Source organism: Streptomyces europaeiscabiei, from assembly GCF_036346855.1.
GTDB classification, from domain to species: Bacteria; Actinomycetota; Actinomycetes; order Streptomycetales; family Streptomycetaceae; genus Streptomyces; species Streptomyces europaeiscabiei.
In genome coordinates this window covers 2,731,277-2,749,387 of sequence record NZ_CP107841.1, presented here as the reverse complement: position 1 = coordinate 2,749,387, position 18,111 = coordinate 2,731,277, and the positions used below count along the sequence as shown (strand labels likewise).

21 protein-coding genes are annotated in these 18,111 nt (G+C 71.3%); 19 read left to right on the top strand and 2 right to left on the bottom strand.

The annotated features are described in order from the left end of the window. Window positions 1–92: 92 nt before the first annotated feature. Window positions 93–1,676 carry an oxidoreductase gene (locus OG858_RS11950; RefSeq protein WP_319260908.1) on the bottom strand — a complete coding sequence of 528 codons (1,584 nt, stop codon included), beginning with the start codon at window positions 1,674–1,676 and terminating at the stop codon, window positions 93–95. 182 nt (window positions 1,677–1,858) lie between these two features. Between OG858_RS11950 and hisD the strand changes: the two genes are divergently transcribed. Genes hisD through hisF form a run of 8 tightly spaced genes read left to right on the top strand, consistent with a single transcriptional unit; the run spans window position 1,859 to window position 7,606 of the window. Next, window positions 1,859–3,181: a histidinol dehydrogenase gene (gene hisD, locus OG858_RS11945; protein ID WP_319066060.1), complete on the top strand. Its 1,323-nt coding sequence runs from the start codon at window positions 1,859–1,861 to the stop codon at window positions 3,179–3,181. Then, window positions 3,178–4,287 (top strand): histidinol-phosphate transaminase, encoded by a 1,110-nt coding sequence (locus OG858_RS11940; protein WP_319260912.1) that lies wholly within the window; start codon window positions 3,178–3,180, stop codon window positions 4,285–4,287. The genes hisD and OG858_RS11940 overlap by 4 nt, the downstream gene beginning before the upstream one ends. After that, entirely contained in the window at window positions 4,284–4,877 is a 594-nt protein-coding gene (gene hisB, locus OG858_RS11935) for an imidazoleglycerol-phosphate dehydratase HisB (protein WP_037693319.1), read from the top strand. The genes OG858_RS11940 and hisB overlap by 4 nt, the downstream gene beginning before the upstream one ends. Continuing rightward, complete coding sequence (locus OG858_RS11930; protein ID WP_179200749.1) at window positions 4,874–5,038, top strand: hypothetical protein; 165 nt, start codon at window positions 4,874–4,876, stop codon at window positions 5,036–5,038. Before hisB ends, OG858_RS11930 begins: the two co-directional genes overlap by 4 nt. Beyond that, the gene (gene hisH / locus OG858_RS11925; RefSeq protein ID WP_086746280.1) at window positions 5,029–5,679 is read left to right on the top strand and encodes an imidazole glycerol phosphate synthase subunit HisH; all 651 of its coding nucleotides are present in this window, start codon (window positions 5,029–5,031) and stop codon (window positions 5,677–5,679) included. Before OG858_RS11930 ends, hisH begins: the two co-directional genes overlap by 10 nt. A gap of 2 nt (window positions 5,680–5,681) precedes the next feature. Further along, the gene (priA, locus tag OG858_RS11920; RefSeq protein WP_046704720.1) at window positions 5,682–6,407 is read left to right on the top strand and encodes a bifunctional 1-(5-phosphoribosyl)-5-((5-phosphoribosylamino)methylideneamino)imidazole-4-carboxamide isomerase/phosphoribosylanthranilate isomerase PriA; all 726 of its coding nucleotides are present in this window, start codon (window positions 5,682–5,684) and stop codon (window positions 6,405–6,407) included. Continuing rightward, entirely contained in the window at window positions 6,404–6,796 is a 393-nt protein-coding gene (locus OG858_RS11915; protein WP_086746281.1) for a RidA family protein, read from the top strand. Before priA ends, OG858_RS11915 begins: the two co-directional genes overlap by 4 nt. 54 nt (window positions 6,797–6,850) lie before the next feature. Then, on the top strand, window positions 6,851–7,606 hold the full coding sequence (hisF, locus tag OG858_RS11910) for an imidazole glycerol phosphate synthase subunit HisF (RefSeq protein WP_086746282.1): 756 nt from the start codon (window positions 6,851–6,853) through the stop codon (window positions 7,604–7,606). 75 nt (window positions 7,607–7,681) lie between these two features. Here hisF and OG858_RS11905 read toward each other — a convergent pair whose 3' ends face one another. After that, window positions 7,682–8,317, bottom strand: coding sequence for a TIGR03085 family metal-binding protein (locus OG858_RS11905; protein ID WP_328544927.1), 636 nt, complete (start codon window positions 8,315–8,317; stop codon window positions 7,682–7,684). A gap of 156 nt (window positions 8,318–8,473) precedes the next feature. Between OG858_RS11905 and hisI the strand changes: the two genes are divergently transcribed. From hisI to lgt, 11 genes are all read left to right on the top strand, one after another. Continuing rightward, entirely contained in the window at window positions 8,474–8,920 is a 447-nt protein-coding gene (gene hisI / locus OG858_RS11900) for a phosphoribosyl-AMP cyclohydrolase (protein WP_086746289.1), read from the top strand. Between the two features lie 11 nt (window positions 8,921–8,931). Then, window positions 8,932–10,410 carry an anthranilate synthase component I gene (locus tag OG858_RS11895; RefSeq protein WP_086746284.1) on the top strand — a complete coding sequence of 493 codons (1,479 nt, stop codon included), beginning with the start codon at window positions 8,932–8,934 and terminating at the stop codon, window positions 10,408–10,410. A gap of 52 nt (window positions 10,411–10,462) precedes the next feature. Further along, window positions 10,463–11,107, top strand: a complete 645-nt coding sequence (locus tag OG858_RS11890) for a TIGR02234 family membrane protein (protein ID WP_086746285.1) — start codon at window positions 10,463–10,465, stop codon at window positions 11,105–11,107. Between the two features lie 168 nt (window positions 11,108–11,275). Further along, entirely contained in the window at window positions 11,276–11,548 is a 273-nt protein-coding gene (locus OG858_RS11885) for an HGxxPAAW family protein (protein ID WP_037696256.1), read from the top strand. Between the two features lie 72 nt (window positions 11,549–11,620). Next, window positions 11,621–12,118 (top strand): DUF2752 domain-containing protein, encoded by a 498-nt coding sequence (locus tag OG858_RS11880; protein WP_319317216.1) that lies wholly within the window; start codon window positions 11,621–11,623, stop codon window positions 12,116–12,118. 181 nt (window positions 12,119–12,299) lie between these two features. Further along, window positions 12,300–13,109 carry an indole-3-glycerol phosphate synthase TrpC gene (gene trpC / locus OG858_RS11875; protein ID WP_086746287.1) on the top strand — a complete coding sequence of 270 codons (810 nt, stop codon included), beginning with the start codon at window positions 12,300–12,302 and terminating at the stop codon, window positions 13,107–13,109. 7 nt (window positions 13,110–13,116) lie between these two features. Further along, window positions 13,117–13,425, top strand: coding sequence for a tryptophan biosynthesis modulator TrpM (gene trpM, locus OG858_RS48115; protein ID WP_408059386.1), 309 nt, complete (start codon window positions 13,117–13,119; stop codon window positions 13,423–13,425). Between the two features lie 253 nt (window positions 13,426–13,678). Further along, window positions 13,679–14,968, top strand: a complete 1,290-nt coding sequence (trpB, locus tag OG858_RS11865) for a tryptophan synthase subunit beta (RefSeq protein WP_319066050.1) — start codon at window positions 13,679–13,681, stop codon at window positions 14,966–14,968. Continuing rightward, on the top strand, window positions 14,965–15,783 hold the full coding sequence (trpA, locus tag OG858_RS11860) for a tryptophan synthase subunit alpha (protein ID WP_086753459.1): 819 nt from the start codon (window positions 14,965–14,967) through the stop codon (window positions 15,781–15,783). Before trpB ends, trpA begins: the two co-directional genes overlap by 4 nt. 153 nt (window positions 15,784–15,936) lie before the next feature. Then, a complete protein-coding gene (locus tag OG858_RS11855) occupies window positions 15,937–16,713 on the top strand; it encodes a DsbA family protein (RefSeq protein WP_179201431.1) in 777 nt (258 codons plus the stop codon). Between the two features lie 126 nt (window positions 16,714–16,839). Next, on the top strand, window positions 16,840–17,835 hold the full coding sequence (gene lgt, locus OG858_RS11850) for a prolipoprotein diacylglyceryl transferase (RefSeq protein ID WP_319317221.1): 996 nt from the start codon (window positions 16,840–16,842) through the stop codon (window positions 17,833–17,835). Window positions 17,836–18,111 lie beyond the last annotated feature (276 nt).

Genomic DNA, 18,111 nt, shown 5'->3' with positions numbered 1-18,111 from the left:
GGTTTCGGTATCAAGACGGTGGGAAGAAGCTTTGGGTTGTCTGCCGCCCAGACTAAGGTCCGGAACGCCGAGCGACCTCCGGAGAGAACGGCTCAGTTCCGGCTCAGGAGCCGGGTGGCGCCCGCCGCCACCGTCGTCGCGAGGATCCAGCCCAGGATGATCACCACGGCGGCCAGCCACTGCCAGCCCCCGTCCAGCTGCCAGTAGCCGACCTGGCCGAGGTCGACGATCGGCAGCAGCAGGTCCAGGGCGAACAGCGAGGGGTTCCAGTTCGGGTGCTCGCCGCTCTTCATCGGCGGATGGTCCGCGTGCGAGAAGGCGAACGAGGTCAGCGCCCACAGCAGCGCCATCCACACCGCGGCCCGGCCCGGCCGGTACCCGTACGCGACGGTCCAGTCCTGCGCGTGGCCCCAGAGCTTGGCCGCGAGCGGCAGGTTCTCCCGCCGGTGGCGCTGCTTGGCGAGGAGCACCTCGCGGGCGCCCTCGTCGTCCCCGCCGGCCCGCAGTACGGTCGCCAGCCGCTCGTACGGCTCCGGGCTGTACTCGGCGGTGGCCGCCGCCACCCACTCCAGCCGCCTGGCCAGCGGGAACCGGTCGCGCGGCACGAGGCTCTCGTACTGGAAGCCGCCCATGTGGAGGTTGCCGGGGCCCGGCCAGCTCTCCGATCTGTCGATCAGGACGCCGACGCGGGCCCCGGACAGGACGACCTTGCCGCGCTCCGGCCTGTCGCCGAGGAAGCGCAGCTCGGGCACCTGGACGCGGCGCAGCGACAGCTCCTGGTCATCCGTGAAGGTGAACCGGGCCCGCTCCAGGTCGACGGAGTCACCGAACCGCCCGTCGTCCAGCCGGATCCCGCCCTCGCACTCGAACCGCTGGACGCGGGTGCCGCGCGCGGGCGTGCTGCCGCTGGTGTGCAGCGGATTGCCGATACCGGCCGGGGTCAGATACAGGGTGCGCTCGACGGTCAGCTGGGGCGCGTTCAGGGCGAGGCGGCCGTACGGGTTGGCGAGCCGGCTGCCGCGCAGACTGAGCGAGGCGCCGACGGTCGCGCCGCGCAGGCTCAGCTCGCCGTGCGACTCCAGCATCTCGGCCTGGACGTCCTGGGCGACGGTCAGCCCGTCGGCGGAGAGCGAGCGGCCGTGCCGGTCGCGGTAGACGACCGCCTGGTTGAGCAGCAGATCGGTGCCGATGTGGGCGTCCGCCAGCCGCACCCCGTTGTGGAACCGGCAGCGCGGCATATGAAGATCGCCCTCCGTGTGCAGCCGGGCCGCCTCCAGCCGGGGCACCGAGCAGTCCACCAGCCGCAGGGTCGTGAACCGGGCCTCCGGCAGCAGGATCTCCTTCTCGAACCGGCAGCCCTTCATCTCCACGTACGGCACCACCTGGCCGCCCGCCAGCTCCAGCACACCCTTGATCTGGACGCCGACCAGCTTCAGCGCGGACACCCGCCCGGCCAGCGCGGCCGGCCCGTCCAGCAGCAGCCAGGCCACGATCCGGGCCCGAACGGTCCGCTCGGGCCCCCAGGGGTGGCCGCCGTGCGGGTCGTCCACGACGATGTCCCCGTCGCGCAGGTCGTACACGCTGCCGTTGCGGAACGCCTGCCACATGCCTGCCTCGGCGGCGGTCAGGTCGTCCGGCAGGTCCCCGTCGTCCCGGATGCCGGGCCCCTCGCTCACGCGCTTCCTTCCCCCGTCCTGTGCACTCACGTGTATCGCGCAACTGTTTACGCTGGTGATGCCCGCTGAGTGACGTCCTGAACACCAGACGTGAAGGTGATGCTGCAGGTTCCCGGGTGGCTCCGTATCACCCAGTGGAACGCGCGGATGACGGCCGACGCGGGTCTGAGAGAATTGGGACCGTGATCTCCCGAATCGATCTGCGCGGTGACGCCCTCCCCGAGGGACCCGCCCTGCGCGACCTGCTGCCCCGAGCCGACTTCGACGTCTCGGCCGCCCTGGAGAAGGTGCGTCCGATCTGCGAGGCCGTGCATCATCGGGGCGACGCGGCGCTGATCGACTACGCGGAGAAGTTCGACGGCGTACGCCTGACCTCGGTACGGGTCCCGGCCGAGGCCCTCACCCGGGCGCTGGAACAGCTCGACCCGGCCGTCCGCGAGGCCCTCCAGGAGTCGATCCGGCGCGCCCGCATCGTCCACCGCGAGCAGCGCCGCGCCACGCACACCACCCAGGTCGTCCCCGGCGGCACGGTCACCGAGAAGTGGGTACCGGTCGAGCGCGTCGGCCTCTACGCCCCCGGCGGCCGGTCGGTGTACCCCTCGTCCGTGATCATGAACGTGGTCCCGGCGCAGGAGGCCGGGGTCCCCTCGATCGCCCTCGCCTCCCCGGCGCAGGCCGACTTCGACGGGCTCCCGCACCCCACGATCCTCGCGGCCTGCGCGCTGCTCGGCGTCGACGAGGTGTACGCGGCCGGTGGCGCCACCGCCGTCGCGATGTTCGCGTACGGCACCGAGTCCTGCCCGCCCGCCCCCATGGTCACCGGCCCCGGCAACATCTGGGTGGCCGCCGCCAAGCGGTACTTCACCGGGGTCATCGGCATCGACTCCGAGGCGGGCCCGACCGAGATCGCGGTCCTCGCGGACGACACCGCCGACCCGGTGCACGTCGCCGCCGACCTGATCAGCCAGGCCGAGCACGACCCGCTCGCGGCCGCCGTGCTCGTCACCGACTCCGTCGCCCTCGCCGACGCGGTCGAGAAGGAGCTTCAGCCGCAGGTCGAGGCCACCAAGCACGTCGAGGACCGCATCCGGCCCTCACTCGCGGGCCGACAGTCCGCGATCGTCCTGGTCGACGGGGTGGACGAAGGCCTGCGGGTCGTCAACGCGTACGGTGCCGAGCACCTGGAGATCCAGACGGCCGACGCCACGGCGGTCGCCGAGCGCGTGGTCAACGCGGGCGCCGTCTTCATCGGCCCCTGGTCGCCGGTCTCGCTGGGCGACTACGCGGCCGGCTCCAACCACGTGCTCCCGACCGGCGGCTGCGCCTGCCACTCCTCCGGTCTGTCCGTGCAGTCCTTCCTGCGCGGCATCCACATCGTCGACTACACGAAGGACGCGCTGGCCGAGGTCGCGCACCACGTGGTGACGCTCGCGGAGGCGGAGGACCTGCCCGCGCACGGCGCGGCGATCAAGGCACGGTTCGGTTGGAAGGTACCTGGCAAGTGAGCTTCGGAATCGACGATCTTCCCGTACGGGACGAACTGCGCGGCAAGAGCCCCTATGGCGCGCCCCAGCTCGATGTTCCCGTACGGCTGAACACCAACGAGAACCCGTACCCGCTGCCCGAACCGCTGGTCGAGCGGATCGTCGAGCGGGTGCGGGAGGCGGCCCGGCACCTCAACCGCTACCCGGACCGGGACGCGGTGGAGCTGCGGACACGGCTCGCCGAGTACCTGACGAACACCTCCGGTTACGGGGTCGACCTGACGAACGTCTGGGCGGCCAACGGCTCCAACGAGGTCATCCAGCAGATTCTGCAGACCTTCGGCGGACCCGGCCGCAGCGCCATCGGCTTCGAGCCCTCGTACTCGATGCACGGGCTGATCTCGCGCGGCACGGGCACCGGCTGGCTCTCCGGACCCCGGGGCGACGACTTCACGATCGACCTCGCCGCCGCCGAGAAGGCGATCGCCGAGCACCGGCCGGACGTCGTCTTCGTCACCACCCCCAACAACCCCACGGGCAACGCGGTCCCACAAGAGACCGTCCTCGCGCTGTACGAGGCCGCGCAGGCGGCCAAGCCGTCGATGGTCGTGGTGGACGAGGCGTACATCGAGTTCAGCCACGGCGACTCGCTGCTGCCGCTGCTCGACGGACGGCCGAACCTGGTCGTCTCGCGGACGATGTCCAAGGCCTTCGGCGCGGCCGGTCTGCGCCTCGGCTACCTCGCCGCGCACCCGGCGGTCGTGGACGCGGTCCAGCTCGTACGGTTGCCGTACCACCTCTCCGCCGTCACCCAGGCGACCGCGCTGGCCGCCCTGGAACACACCGACACCCTCCTCGGCTACGTCGAGCAACTGAAGACGGAGCGGGACCGGCTCGTCGCCGAGCTGCGCGCCATCGGTTACGAGGTGACCGAGTCCGACGCCAACTTCGTCCAGTTCGGCAGGTTCGAGGACGCGCACGAGGTCTGGCAGCGGATCCTCGACCGGGGCGTCCTGGTCCGGGACAACGGTGTACCGGGATGGCTGCGGGTCACCGCCGGAACTCCCGCCGAGAACGACGCGTTCCTCGACGCGGTACGTGAACTGAAGAAGGAGCAGAGCGCATGAGCCGTGTCGGACGAGTGGAACGCACCACGAAGGAGACCTCGGTGCTCGTCGAGATCAACCTCGACGGCACCGGCAGGACGGAGATCTCCACCGGGGTCGGTTTCTACGACCACATGCTCGACCAGCTCGGCCGCCACGGTCTGTTCGATCTGACCGTGAAGACCGACGGCGACCTGCACATCGACTCCCACCACACCATCGAGGACACCGCCCTCGCGCTGGGCGCCGCCTTCAAGCAGGCCCTCGGCGACAAGGTGGGCATCTACCGCTTCGGCAACTGCACGGTCCCGCTGGACGAGTCCCTCGCCCAGGTGACGGTGGATCTGAGCGGCCGCCCGTACCTCGTGCACACCGAGCCCGAGAAGATGGCGCCGATGATCGGCGAGTACGACACCACGATGACCCGGCACATCCTGGAGTCGTTCGTCGCCCAGGCCCAGATCGCGCTGCACGTGCACGTGCCGTACGGGCGCAACGCCCACCACATCGTCGAGTGCCAGTTCAAGGCGCTGGCGCGGGCCCTGCGCTACGCGTCCGAGCGCGACCCGCGCGCGGCCGGCATCCTGCCCTCCACGAAGGGCGCGCTGTGAACGGCCTCTCCACCGTCCTGATCGTCGTCGGCCTCTTCCTGGTCGGCGGGGTCATCTCGTTCGTCAAGCAGGACATGCCGAAGAGCCTCATCACACTGCTCTCGATCGGCGCCGCGATGTGTCTCGTCGCGGGCATCCTGCGGCTGGAGGTGTGGAATTGAGCACCGGATCCAAGAAGGTCGTCGTCTTCGACTACGGCTTCGGGAACGTGAGGTCCGCCGAGCGCGCCCTCGCGCGTACGGGCGCCCAGGTCGAGATAACGCGTGACTTCGACACCGCCATGAACGCCGACGGGCTGCTGGTGCCCGGCGTCGGCGCCTTCGCCGCCTGCATGAAGGGACTGAAGGAGGCGCGCGGCGACTGGATCGTCGACCGCCGGCTCTCCGGCGGCCGACCGGTGATGGGCATCTGCGTCGGCATGCAGATCCTCTTCGCGCGCGGCATCGAGCACGGCGTGGAGACCGACGGCCTCGACGAGTGGCCCGGCACGGTCGAGCCGCTCCAGGCCGAGATCGTGCCCCACATGGGCTGGAACACCGTCGAGGCACCGGCCGACACGACGCTGTTCGCCGGCCTGGACGCCGACGCCCGCTTCTACTTCGTGCACTCCTACGCCGTCCACGACTGGGCCCTGGAGACGCACAACCCCGCGCTGACCGCGCCCAGGGTCACCTGGTCGACGCACGGCAAGCCCTTCGTGGCGGCCGTGGAGAACGGCGCCCTGTGGGCCACCCAGTTCCACCCCGAGAAGTCCGGCGACGCCGGAGCGCAGCTGCTGAACAACTGGATCGGAACCCTGTAGCCATGGCAAAGCTCGAACTCCTTCCCGCCGTCGACGTCCGCGACGGCCAGGCGGTCCGGCTCGTCCACGGCGAGTCCGGCACGGAGACCTCCTACGGCTCCCCGCTCCAGGCCGCCCTCGCCTGGCAGCGTGCGGGCGCCGAGTGGCTGCACCTGGTCGACCTGGACGCCGCGTTCGGCACCGGCGACAACCGGGACCTGGTCGCCGAGGTCACCCGGGCGATGGACATCAAGGTGGAACTGTCCGGCGGCATCCGGGACGACGCCTCCCTGGCGAAGGCCCTGGCCACCGGCTGCACCCGGGTCAACCTGGGCACCGCCGCCCTGGAGACCCCCGAGTGGGTCGCCAAGGTCATCGCCGAACACGGCGACAGGATCGCGGTGGGTCTGGACGTGCGCGGTACGACGTTGAAGGGCCGTGGCTGGACCCGCGACGGCGGCGACCTCTACGAGACGCTGGAGCGCCTCGACAAGGAGGGCTGCGCCCGCTACGTCGTCACGGACATCGCCAAGGACGGCACCCTCCAGGGCCCCAACCTGGAGCTGCTGCGCAACGTGTGCGCCGCGACGGACCGCCCGGTCGTGGCGTCCGGCGGCGTGTCGTCCCTCGACGACCTGCGGGCCATCGCCGAGCTGGTGCCCCTCGGTGTCGAGGGCTCCATCGTCGGCAAGGCCCTGTACGCGAAGGCGTTCACCCTGGAAGAGGCCCTGGAGGCTGTGTCGTCATGACGTCCGAAGCCGTGCGGCGTGTGCAGAGCGGGAGTCCCTGGGAGGAGTCCTTCGGTTTCGCGCGCGCCGTCGCGGCGGGCGACCGCGTCCTGGTGGCGGGCACGACGGCCTTCAGGGGCGATGTGCTGTACGGGGAGGGCGACCCGTACGAACAGGCCAAGGTGGCCTTCACCAGCGCGGTCGAGGCGCTCGGCGAGTTCGGGCTCGGCGCCGGGTCCGTGATCCGTACGCGGATGTACCTGACCCACATGCGGGACGTGGAGGACGTGGGGCGGGCCCACAAGGAGATCTTCGACCCGGTGCGTCCGGCCGCGACCCTGCTGGTCGTGGAGGGTTTCGTCGACCCGCGCATCCTCGTCGAAGTAGAGATCGAAGCATTCAGAGGCTAGGCCTTCGCGGGCCTTTCCCAGGACATCAGGCCATTCCTAAGGAGCCGTGGATTCATGACCCTGGCGGTCCGAGTCATCCCCTGCCTGGACGTGGACAACGGCCGGGTCGTCAAGGGCGTCAACTTCCAGAACCTGCGCGACGCGGGCGACCCCGTCGAGATGGCGAAGGTGTACGACGCCGAGGGCGCCGACGAGCTGACGTTCCTGGACATCACCGCCTCGTCGGGCAACCGCGAGACCACCTACGACGTGGTGCGCCGCACCGCCGAGCAGGTCTTCATCCCGCTGACGGTCGGCGGCGGCGTCCGCACGGCCGAGGACGTGGACAAGCTGCTGCGGGCGGGCGCGGACAAGGTGGGCGTCAACACGGCGGCGATCGCCCGCCCCGACCTCATCCGTGAGATCGCCGAGCGCTTCGGCCGCCAGGTGCTGGTCCTGTCGGTCGACGCCCGCCGCACGGAAGCCGGATCCTTCGAGGTCACCACCCACGGCGGCCGCAAGGGCACCGGCATCGACGCCGTCGAGTGGGCCCACCGGGCCGCCGAACTCGGCGCCGGCGAGATCCTGCTCAACTCGATGGACGCGGACGGCACCAAGGACGGCTACGACCTGGAGATGATCGCCGCCGTCCGCAAGCACGTCACCGTCCCCGTCATCGCCTCCGGCGGCGCCGGAGGACTCGCCCACTTCGCCCCGGCCATCGAAGCGGGCGCCGACGCCGTCCTCGCCGCCTCCGTCTTCCACTTCGGCGACCTGCGCATCGGCGAGGTCAAGAACGCGCTGCGGGGGGCGGGGCACCCGGTGCGGTGACGTCGCGCACCGCTCCGGCCCCGGCCGCCCGAGGGCGGCCGGGGCATCTCCGTCGGTGCGTGCGGCGGGGCCTGCTCAGATACCCAGCTGCTTCGTCTCGTGCAGCTTGGTGATCGCTTCCTTCTCGCCCTCCAGTTCGACGTCGGCGACCTGCTGGCGGCCGTAGAGGAACAGCAGCAGCTCGGAGGGCTCGCCGGTGACGGTGACGACGGGGGCGCCGCGGTGGGCCACCGCCGTCCGGCCGTCGGGGCGGCGCAGGACCAGGCCGGTGGGGGAGCCGCGGCCCATGAGGCGGGCGGTGCGCTCCAGGCGGGACCAGAGGGCGTCCTGGAAGACGTGGTCGAGCTCGCGCGGCGACCATTCGGGCCGGGCGCGGCGGACGTCCTCGGTGTGGACGTAGAACTCGATCGTGTTCGACGCCTCGTCGATCTGCTTGAGGGAGAACGGCGAGAAACGCGGCGGACCGGTGCGGACGAGCTGGATCAGTTCCTCATAGGGTTTCGCGGCGAACTCCGCCATCACCCGGTCCAGGCGCGACGCGAGCTGCTTGATGAGTATGCCCCCGGCGGCGTCGGGGCGGCGCTCGCGCACGACCACGTGCGCGGCCAGATCACGGGTCGTCCAGCCCTCGCACAGGGTGGGGGCCTCAGGGCCCGCGGTCTCCAACAGGTCGGCGAAGAGAAGCCGTTCACGCTTGGCATGGGTCGACATGCAGCCAGCCTACGACCGCGCCGATGCTCCGCCCAGCGCAGGTCCGGCCGACACGTGGCGACGGATGCCCGGCCGGGGTGCCATTCGTACGACAAGAGGGTCCGGCCTGTGGACAACGGACCGGGCCGGTCGGCGCGGCGCGGCACAATGGCACGCATGACCAGCACGCCGTCCTCCAGCAGCCCTCCCGGTCCCGGAGCCCCCGCCGGCCCCGGCACTCCCAGCGCGCTGGACCCCCGGATCGCCGCGCGCATCAAGCGCAGCGCCGACGGGCTCCTGCCCGCCATCGCCCAGCAGTACGACACCGGTGAGGTGCTCATGCTCGGCTGGATGGACGACGAGGCCCTGCACCGCACGATCACCACCGGCCGCTGCACGTACTGGTCGCGCAGCCGCCACGAGTACTGGGTGAAGGGCGACACCTCCGGCCACTTCCAGTGGGTGAAGTCCGTCGCCCTGGACTGCGACGCCGACACCGTCCTCGTCAAGGTCGACCAGGTCGGCGCCGCCTGCCACACCGGCGCCCGCACCTGCTTCGACGAGGACGTCCTCAAGGCCGTCGAGGGCGGCGCCGATTCCGACGTACCGTCACTGGATCAGTAAGGTCAGCCGCCATGGACCTCGAGACGTTCCGCAAGCTGGCCGGCGACCGCCGGGTCATCCCCGTCAGCCGCAAACTCCTCGCCGACGGCGACACCCCGGTCGCGCTCTACCGCAAGCTCGCCGCCGAACGCCCCGGCACCTTCCTGCTGGAGTCCGCGGAGAACGGCCGCTCGTGGTCCCGTTACTCCTTCGTGGGCGTCCGCAGCCACGCCACCCTCACCGCCCGCGACGGCCGGGCCCACTGGCTCGGCACCCCGCCCGTCGGCGTCCCCGTGGACGGCGACCCCCTCGCCGCCCTGCGCGCCACCATCGAGGCGCTCCACACCCCCCACCAGGAGGGCATGCCGCCCTTCACCGGCGGCATGGTCGGCTACCTCGGCTACGACATCGTGCGCCGCCTGGAGAAGATCGGCCCCGGCGAGCGGGACGACCTCCGGCTGCCCGAGCTGACCATGCTGCTGACGAGCGACCTGGCGGTCATGGACCACTGGGAGGGCTCGGTCCTGCTCATCGCCAACGCCATCAACCACAACGACCTGGACACGGGTGTCGACGAGGCCCACGCCGACGCCGTCGCCCGCCTCGACGCCATGCAGGCCGACCTCGCCCGGCCCGTCCCCCAGCCCCCGGCGGCCCTGCCGCCCTCGGAGCTGCCCGAGTACACCGCGCTGTGGGGCGGCCCCGACTTCCAGGAGGCCGTCGAGGACATCAAGGAACGCATCCGGGCCGGCGAGGCCTTCCAGGTCGTCCCCTCCCAGCGCTTCGAAACACCGTGCACGGCAAGCGCGTTGGACGTCTACCGCGTCCTCAGGGCGACCAACCCGTCCCCGTACATGTACCTGTTCCGCTTCGACGGCTTCGACGTCGTCGGTTCCTCCCCCGAGGCCCTGGTCAAGGTCGAGGACGGGCACGCCATGGTCCACCCCATCGCCGGCACCCGGCACCGGGGCGCGACCCCGCAGGAGGACCAGGCCCTCGCCGAGGAGCTGCTCGCCGACCCCAAGGAGCGCGCCGAGCACCTGATGCTCGTCGACCTCGGCCGCAACGACCTGGGCCGGGTCTGCGAACCGGGCTCGGTCGAGGTCGTCGACTTCATGTCCGTCGAGCGGTACTCGCACGTGATGCACATCGTGTCCACCGTCACCGGCCGGGTCGCGGCGGGCCGTACGGCCTTCGACGTCCTGACCGCCTGCTTCCCCGCCGGCACTCTCTCCGGCGCCCCGAAGCCGCGCGCCATGCAGATCATCGACGAACTGGAGCCGTCCCGCAGGGGCCTGTACGGCGGCTGCGTCGGCTATCTCGACTTCGCGGGCGACTCCGACACCGCCATCGCCATCCGCACGGCACTGCTGCGCGACGGCACGGCGTACGTCCAGGCCGGCGCCGGCATCGTCGCCGACTCCGACCCCGTCGCCGAGGACACCGAGTGCCGCAACAAGGCGGCGGCGGTCCTGCGCGCGGTGCACACGGCCAACCGGCTCGGACAATAGGGCGCTTCTCACGTGCGCCCCGGGTGACAACCCGCCCGGGGCGCAGGCGATAGTGGAGTACGTGACCGCAGTACCTCACCCCCGTTCCGAATCCGCGTCCGTCCGCGCCGGCCGACGCAGCCTCGCCCTGGCGCTGCTCAGCGGTGCCCTCGGCGCGGCCGTCGCGCTGCTCGCCAGCCGCCAGCGCTGGTCGGAGGGCACCATCTCGGTGGCCGGCGGCGCCTTCCCGCTGACCGCCCAGGGCAGCGACGTCACAGGCGTGCCCGCGGCCCTCGCCGTGGTGGGCCTCGCCGCGCTCGTCGCCGTCTTCGCCGTACGCCGGTCCGGGCGCGTCCTGGTCGCCGCCCTGCTCGCCCTCTCCGGGGCGGGCACGATCGCCGCCGCGCTGCTCGGCGCGTACGACAGCTCGGCGCTCGACGACAAGGCGGCCGAGGCCTCCGGCGACACCGCCGCGGCCGTCGACGCGATCGGCCACACCGGTTGGCCGTACGTCGCGGCCGCCGGTGGCGCGCTCATCCTGCTCGCCGGGCTGCTGGCGCTTCGCTACGGACGGATGTGGCCCGCGATGTCCGGCCGCTACGAACGGGACGGCACACCCCGGCCGCGCAAGGCCGAGCCGGTCGACCCCGACCGGCCCGAGGACATGTGGAAGGCCCTGGACCGGGGCGAGGACCCCACGGGATCCGATCCGGCCTAGACCGCACGGACCGCACGACCCCCGGACCGCGCGAACCGGAACGCGGGAGGGGACACCCCCGCTCAAGGCACTCGCAGTCGTACGGGACAATGGACGACGAGCGTCCGACTCAGTACAGGCATCGAGCCACACGCATCGCACCACGCAATGAACAACGAGGAGCAAGTCATGGCGGGCAGCAGCCACGGTCACACCCCGGCCGCCTGGACCGGCGTCACCATCACCTTCATCGGTTTCTGCGTCTCGGGCGCCTACATGGTGATGGCCCAGCCGCTGGGATTCTGGGCCGGAATGGTCATCATCGTCCTCGGCGGTGTCGTCGGCATGGTCATGCGCGCCATGGGCCTGGGCCAGCCGAAGGACGCGCACGCCGTGTACGAGAAGGCGACGGTCCGCGCGCAGACCGCGACGACTCCCGAGCCGGCCGCCGCCAAGAGCTGACTTTCCGCCCGAGGGGCGGCTCCGTGCCACGGAGCCGCCCCTCGGGCGCGCGTACGGCCCGCGCGGGGCAGAATGCGGTGTGTGAACCCCGAGACCCAGCCGACCGCGCCGCCGTCGCGCGCCGAAACGGCCGATGCGACCGCCGCGATCAGCGGCCCCGGTCGTGGCCCGGGGCGCACGCTCCGCGCGCTCGGTGTGCCCGCCGGGGTGCTCGCGGCCGTCGGCGGGGCCTTCGCCTACGTCGCGGCCGTGGACCCCAACGACCCCGGCCACTACCCCGTCTGCCCGCTGTGGCGCTTCACCGGCCTCTACTGCCCCGGCTGCGGCGGTCTGCGCAGCGCGCACGCCTTCGCGCACGGGGATGTCGCGACCGCCCTCACCGACAACGCGCTGGCCGTGGCGGGCTTCGTGGGCTTCGCGGTGCTGTGGACCGTTTGGGTGGTCCATGTGGCGCGCGGGCGACCTCTGCGCCTGCGGCTCGGCCCCGTCCGGATGTGGTCGCTCGGCGCGTTGGCGCTGGTCTTCACGGTTGTCCGGAACCTGCCGTTCGGTAGCTGGCTCCATCCTTGATCAAACGGTGAACGTCCAGGTAGTGGGACCGCCGTCAACCGGATGTGAGGCCTACGCCCTCCTGCGGATACCATCACAGTGAACTGCCAGAACCCTGAGAACCGCTCGACTGTCAATACATGACCGTCAAACGTTGTCACTGATTTTCATCGTTTTCACCGTCTGAAAGGGGGCCGCTCGCGTGAGTGTGCTCGACGAGATCATCGACGGAGTCCGTGCCGACCTCGCGGAGCGGCAGGCGCGCGTCAGCCTCGACGAGCTCAAGGAGCGCGTGGCGAAGGCTCCGGCGGCCAAGGACGGCGCGGCCGCCCTCCGTGGCGACGGCGTCAAGGTGATCTGCGAGGTCAAGCGGTCCAGCCCCTCCAAGGGCGCGCTCGCCGCGATCGCCGACCCGGCCGGTCTCGCGGCCGACTACGAGGCGGGTGGCGCGGCGATCATCTCCGTCCTCACCGAACAGCGCCGCTTCGGCGGCTCGCTGGCCGACCTGGAGGCCGTCCGCGCGCGCGTGGACATCCCCGTCCTGCGCAAGGACTTCATCGTCACCTCGTACCAGCTGTGGGAGGCACGGGCGTACGGCGCCGACGTGGTCCTGCTGATCGTCGCGGCTCTCGACCAGCCGGCGCTGGAGTCGCTGATCGAGCGTGCCGAGTCCATCGGACTCACCCCGCTCGTCGAGGTCCACGACGAGGACGAGGTCGAACGCGCGGTCGACGCCGGTGCCCGGGTGATCGGGGTCAACGCCCGCAACCTGAAGACCCTCGAGGTCGACCGCACCACGTTCGAGCGGGTCGCCCCCGAGATCCCCGACTCCATCATCAAGATCGCCGAGTCCGGCGTCCGGGGCCCGCACGACCTCATCGCCTACGCCAACGCCGGCGCCGACGCCGTCCTGGTGGGCGAGTCCCTCGTCACCGGCAAGGACCCCAGGACGGCCGTCGCCGACCTCGTCGCCGCGGGCGAGCACCCGGCGCTGCGGCACGGGCGGGGCTGACCCGGCCATGACCGACCGCGCCTTCGTCGCCGACCGGCCGGGGTTCGTCCCGGCCGGGGCGTCGGGGTGCGCGGGGGCGGCCTTGTCGGTCGAGATCACCCACACGGGTGATCCGGGGCCGGTAGGCTGTGCCCTGATGTTCTCGATCTCCATGACGACCAGGGACCCCTACGCCCGCCTCGCGCGCGGGTGCCGTCCCCGTGGCTGCCGGGCGCCCGCCCGCCGGGTCCACGGGCGCCGGGTCCGGTACGTCATCGGCGACGAGCCGGGCCAGGTGAACGGCATGCGATGGCCCCGGACGCGTCACCTGCGGTGAGCTGAGCCGCGTCCTCCACCGAACGCACGGCGACGTGCCGTTGCCGGACCCCCGTGCAGGGGTTCCGGTCGTACGGAACCGCCGGTATGCGCCGTGGGGGCGTTCGTCCGCGGCGGAATCACTGCCACCGGAGCGAGGTCCGACGACCGTTCGCGACGGTGAGCCGATTCCGCGGCTCTCAGCCAGCGTGTGCGTGATCACTGTGAACCCATCGTCCGACCAACCCGGGGCTGTGCCCCTGCGAGGTAACCGCATGTCCAGTGAGTTCTTCATTCCCGACCCCGAGGGTCAGGTTCCCAGCGCCGAGGGGTACTTCGGCGCGTTCGGCGGCAAGTTCATCCCGGAGGCGCTGGTCGCCGCCGTGGACGAGGTCGCCGTGGAGTACGACAAGGCGAAGCACGACCCCGAGTTCGCGCGCGAGCTCGACGATCTGCTCGTGCACTACACGGGGCGGCCCAGTTCGCTGACCGAGGTGCCGAGGTTCGCCGAGCACGCCGGCGGGGCGCGGGTGTTCCTCAAGCGCGAGGACCTGAACCACACCGGATCGCACAAGATCAACAACGTGCTCGGGCAGGCCCTGCTCACCCGGCGCATGGGCAAGACGCGGGTCATCGCCGAGACGGGAGCGGGCCAGCACGGCGTCGCCACCGCCACTGCCTGCGCGCTCTTCGGGCTCGACTGCACGATCTACATGGGGGAGATCGACACCCAGCGGCAGGCCCTGAACGTCGCCCGCATGCGCATGCTGGGCGCCGAGGTCGTCGCCGTGAAGTCCGGTTCCCGGACCCTCAAGGACGCCATCAACGAGGCGTTCCGGGACTGGGTCGCCAACGTCGACCGCACGCACTACCTGTTCGGGACCGTGGCCGGGCCCCACCCCTTCCCCGCCATGGTCCGCGACTTCCACCGGGTGATCGGGGTCGAGGCACGGCGTCAGATCCTCGAACGCGCCGGGCGGCTGCCCGACGCCGCCGTGGCCTGCGTGGGCGGCGGGTCCAACGCCATCGGGCTCTTCCACGCCTTCATCCCGGACGCCGACGTACGCCTCATCGGCTGCGAACCCGCGGGTCACGGCATCGAGACCGGTGAGCACGCGGCGACGCTCACCGCCGGTGAGCCGGGCATCCTGCACGGGTCGCGCTCGTACGTCCTCCAGGACGAGGAAGGGCAGATCACCGAGCCCTACTCGATCTCGGCGGGCCTCGACTACCCGGGCATCGGCCCCGAGCACGCGTACCTCAAGGACAGCGGCCGCGGCGAGTACCGCGCGGTCACCGACGACGCTGCCATGCAGGCGCTGCGTCTGCTGTCGCGCACCGAGGGCATCATCCCGGCGATCGAGAGCGCGCACGCGCTCGCCGGCGCGCTGGAGGTCGGCAGGGAGCTGGGCAAGGACGGGCTGATCGTCGTCAACCTGTCCGGGCGCGGCGACAAGGACATGGACACGGCCGCGCGGTACTTCGGCCTGTACGAAACCGCTGCCGACGCCGAGGTCGCCGCCGACGCGGCCGATCTCGCCGAGATCGAGGGGGACGCCAAGTGAGCGGCAACATCCAACTGTTGAGCGACACCCTCGCCGCCGCCAAGGCGGAGGGGCGGGCCGCGCTCATCGCCTATCTGCCGGCCGGGTTCCCGACCGTCGACGGCGGTATCGCCGCCATCAAGGCGGTCTTCGAGGGCGGCGCCGACGTCGTCGAGGTCGGGCTGCCGCACAGCGACCCGGTCCTCGACGGTCCCGTCATCCAGACCGCCGACGACATCGCCCTGCGCGGCGGCGTCAAGATCGCGGACGTGATGCGCACGGTCCGGGAGGCCTTCGAGGCCACCGGGAAGCCCGTCCTCGTCATGACGTACTGGAACCCCATCGACCGCTACGGCGTCGAGCGCTTCACCGCCGAGCTGGCTCAGGCGGGTGGCGCGGGCTGCATCCTGCCCGACCTGCCCGTCCAGGAGTCGGCGCTGTGGAGGGAGCACGCGGACAAGCACGGTCTCGGCACCGTCTTCGTGGTCGCGCCCAGCAGCAAGGACGCCCGCCTCGCCGAGATCACCGCGGCGGGCAGCGGCTTCGTCTACGCCGCCTCGCTGATGGGGGTCACGGGCACCCGCGAGTCGGTGGGCGCGCAGGCCCAGGACCTGGTGGAGCGCACCCGGGCCACGGGTTCCGGCCTGCCGGTCTGCGTCGGCCTCGGCGTCTCCGACGCCGGGCAGGCCGCCGAGGTCGCCGGGTTCGCCGACGGTGTGATCGTCGGCTCCGCGTTCGTGAAGCGGATGCTGGACGCCCCCGACGAGGCGGCCGGTCTGAACGCCGTACGGGAACTCGCGGGCGACCTCGCGAAGGGCGTACGCCGGGGCGCGTGATCGGGCGTGCGATCCGGCGCGCCCAGGGGGCTCGTGACGTTCACCCGTTTGTCGTACGGGGATCGCTGAACGTAACGGGCCATACGCTCACCCGAACGGGTGGAAGTGGGATCGGGGAGGCGCGGTGCGCCTCCCCGGTTCGTTCTGCGGGATGTGAGCGAGAAGAACCGTGAGGGAAAGCGCACCGCCCGTGAACGACTGGCGGAGGAGCGCGAGAAGCAGAAGGCCAGCGAGAAGCGCCGTCGGGTGCTGATCGTGGGCGCCTCGGTGCTGTGCGTGCTGGGCCTGGCCGCCGTGATCGGCGTCGTGGCGGCGAACGCGGGCAAGGACGACGACGCCGACACCGCGGGCCCGGTCGTGGCGCCCTCGGGGGCCAACGGCGAGGACAGCCTCGCGATCCCCGTCGGGGACGCCGGCGCGAAGTCGACCCTCTCGGTGTGGGAGGACTTCCGCTGCCCGGCCTGCAAGTCCTTCGAGGACGCCTACCGCTCGACGATCCACGAGCTGACCGAGGCCGGGAAGCTGAAGGTCGAGTACCACCTCGCCACCCTGATCGACGGGAACATGGGCGGCAGCGGCTCCCGCAAGGCCGCAAACGCCGCCGCGTGCGCACAGAACGAGGGGAAGTTCCCCGCGTACCACGACGTGCTGTACCAGAACCAGCCCGCCGAGACGAGCGACGACTTCGCCAGCGAGACCAAGCTCTTCGACCTGGCGAAGAAGGTGGACGGGCTGGACACCGCGGCCTTCCGCACGTGCGTCGAGGACGGCAGGCACAACAGCTGGGTCGCGAAGTCGAACGAGGCGTTCCAGAAGGGCGGCTTCTCCGGCACCCCGAGCGTCTTCCTCAACGGCACCAACATCTACGCGGACCAGTCCATGACCCCCGCCAAGCTGAAGCAGATGGTGGAGGCGAACGCCCAGGGGTGAGTCGCGTGTGAGCCGAGGGGCTGCGGGGGGCCCTGAGGAGTCAAGGCAGTTGTGGTACGGCGTTATGGACCCGTTGCCGGGCCGCCTGCCGTCGGCCGGGCCCGGCAGGGTAGCGTCGACCCTGCCATGGAACTTGCCTACATTCCCAGCCCGTCGCGCGGGGTGCTGTACCTCGGTCCCGTCCCGCTGCGCGGCTACGCCTTCTGCATCATCATCGGTGTCTTCGTAGCCGTCTGGCTCGGCAACAAACGCTGGGTCGCGCGGGGCGGACGGGCCGGTACGGTCGCCGACATCTCGGTCTGGGCCGTGCCCTTCGGCCTGGTCGGCGGACGGCTCTACCACGTGATCACGGACTACGAGCTGTACTTCAGCGAGGGCCGTGACTGGGTCGACGCCTTCAAGGTCTGGGAGGGCGGGCTCGGCATCTGGGGCGCGATCGCCCTCGGCGCGGTGGGTGCGTGGATCGGCTGCCGTCGGCGTGGCATCCCGCTGCCCGCCTGGGCCGACGCCGTCGCGCCCGGCATCGCCCTCGCGCAGGCGATCGGGCGGTGGGGCAACTGGTTCAACCAGGAGCTGTACGGCAGGAAGACGAACGTGCCGTGGGCCGTGGAGATCACGTCCTCCACGGACGGGCGGCTGCCGGGCACGTACCACCCGACCTTCCTCTACGAGTCGCTGTGGTGCATCGGTGTCGCGCTCCTCGTCATCTGGGCGGACCGTCGCTTCAACCTCGGGCACGGGCGGGCGTTCGCGCTGTACGTCGCCTCGTACTGCGTGGGGCGGTTCTGGATCGAGTACATGCGGGTCGACGAGGCCCATCACATCTTCGGGCTGCGCCTCAACAACTGGACCGCGCTGTTCGTCTTCATCCTCGCCGTGATCTACATCGTCCTGTCGGCCCGGAAGCGGCCCGGGCGGGAAGAGGTCGTCGAGCCGGGTGTCTCCGACGGGGACCCTGCCGCTGCGGACGTGGAGAAGGGCGAGCAGAAGGACGACGAGGACTCGGAGTCCGCGGAGTCCGCGGAGCCCTCGGGCGAGGCCGATGCGAAGAAGGAGAAGGACGCGGATGCCGCCTCCGACTCCGTGGTCGAGAAGAAGGCCGAGTCCGCCGAGAAGAGCTGACGTGGCGCTTAGGTTGCGGTGATCCGCCGCGCCGCGAGGGATGTTCCCCACCCATCCGCCCCTTCCGGGCGGGTGGGTCTTTGGGTTGCGGGGTGGGCGGGGAGATGGGCGGGGTGGGGTGACTGAGGCGGTGGGGCGGCTGCGGGGGGTTCGTGGTTGCTCGCGCAGTTCCCCGCGCCCCTGAAAGATCAGGCCCTGCGGGCCTGAAAGACCACGGCCTTGCTCCCCTGGAAAAGCACGGGGCGCAGCCCCTGCTTTTTCAGGGGCGCGGGGAAC

Excerpts from the sequence above, each read along its gene's own strand:
- hisI (WP_086746289.1), top strand. The coding sequence starts at position 8,474 with ATGACCAGCACGCCGTCCTCCAGCAGCCCTCCCGGTCCCGGAGCCCCC.
- OG858_RS11885 (WP_037696256.1), top strand. The coding sequence starts at position 11,276 with ATGGCGGGCAGCAGCCACGGTCACACCCCGGCCGCCTGGACCGGCGTC.
- OG858_RS11915 (WP_086746281.1), top strand. The coding sequence starts at position 6,404 with ATGACGTCCGAAGCCGTGCGGCGTGTGCAGAGCGGGAGTCCCTGGGAG.
- OG858_RS11905 (WP_328544927.1), bottom strand. The coding sequence starts at position 8,317 with ATGTCGACCCATGCCAAGCGTGAACGGCTTCTCTTCGCCGACCTGTTG.
- trpB (WP_319066050.1), top strand. The coding sequence starts at position 13,679 with ATGTCCAGTGAGTTCTTCATTCCCGACCCCGAGGGTCAGGTTCCCAGC.
- hisB (WP_037693319.1), top strand. The coding sequence starts at position 4,284 with ATGAGCCGTGTCGGACGAGTGGAACGCACCACGAAGGAGACCTCGGTG.
- priA (WP_046704720.1), top strand. The coding sequence starts at position 5,682 with ATGGCAAAGCTCGAACTCCTTCCCGCCGTCGACGTCCGCGACGGCCAG.
- OG858_RS11895 (WP_086746284.1), top strand. The coding sequence starts at position 8,932 with ATGGACCTCGAGACGTTCCGCAAGCTGGCCGGCGACCGCCGGGTCATC.
- lgt (WP_319317221.1), top strand. The coding sequence starts at position 16,840 with ATGGAACTTGCCTACATTCCCAGCCCGTCGCGCGGGGTGCTGTACCTC.
- OG858_RS11880 (WP_319317216.1), top strand. The coding sequence starts at position 11,621 with ATGCGGTGTGTGAACCCCGAGACCCAGCCGACCGCGCCGCCGTCGCGC.
- trpM (WP_408059386.1), top strand. The coding sequence starts at position 13,117 with ATGACCGACCGCGCCTTCGTCGCCGACCGGCCGGGGTTCGTCCCGGCC.
- hisF (WP_086746282.1), top strand. The coding sequence starts at position 6,851 with ATGACCCTGGCGGTCCGAGTCATCCCCTGCCTGGACGTGGACAACGGC.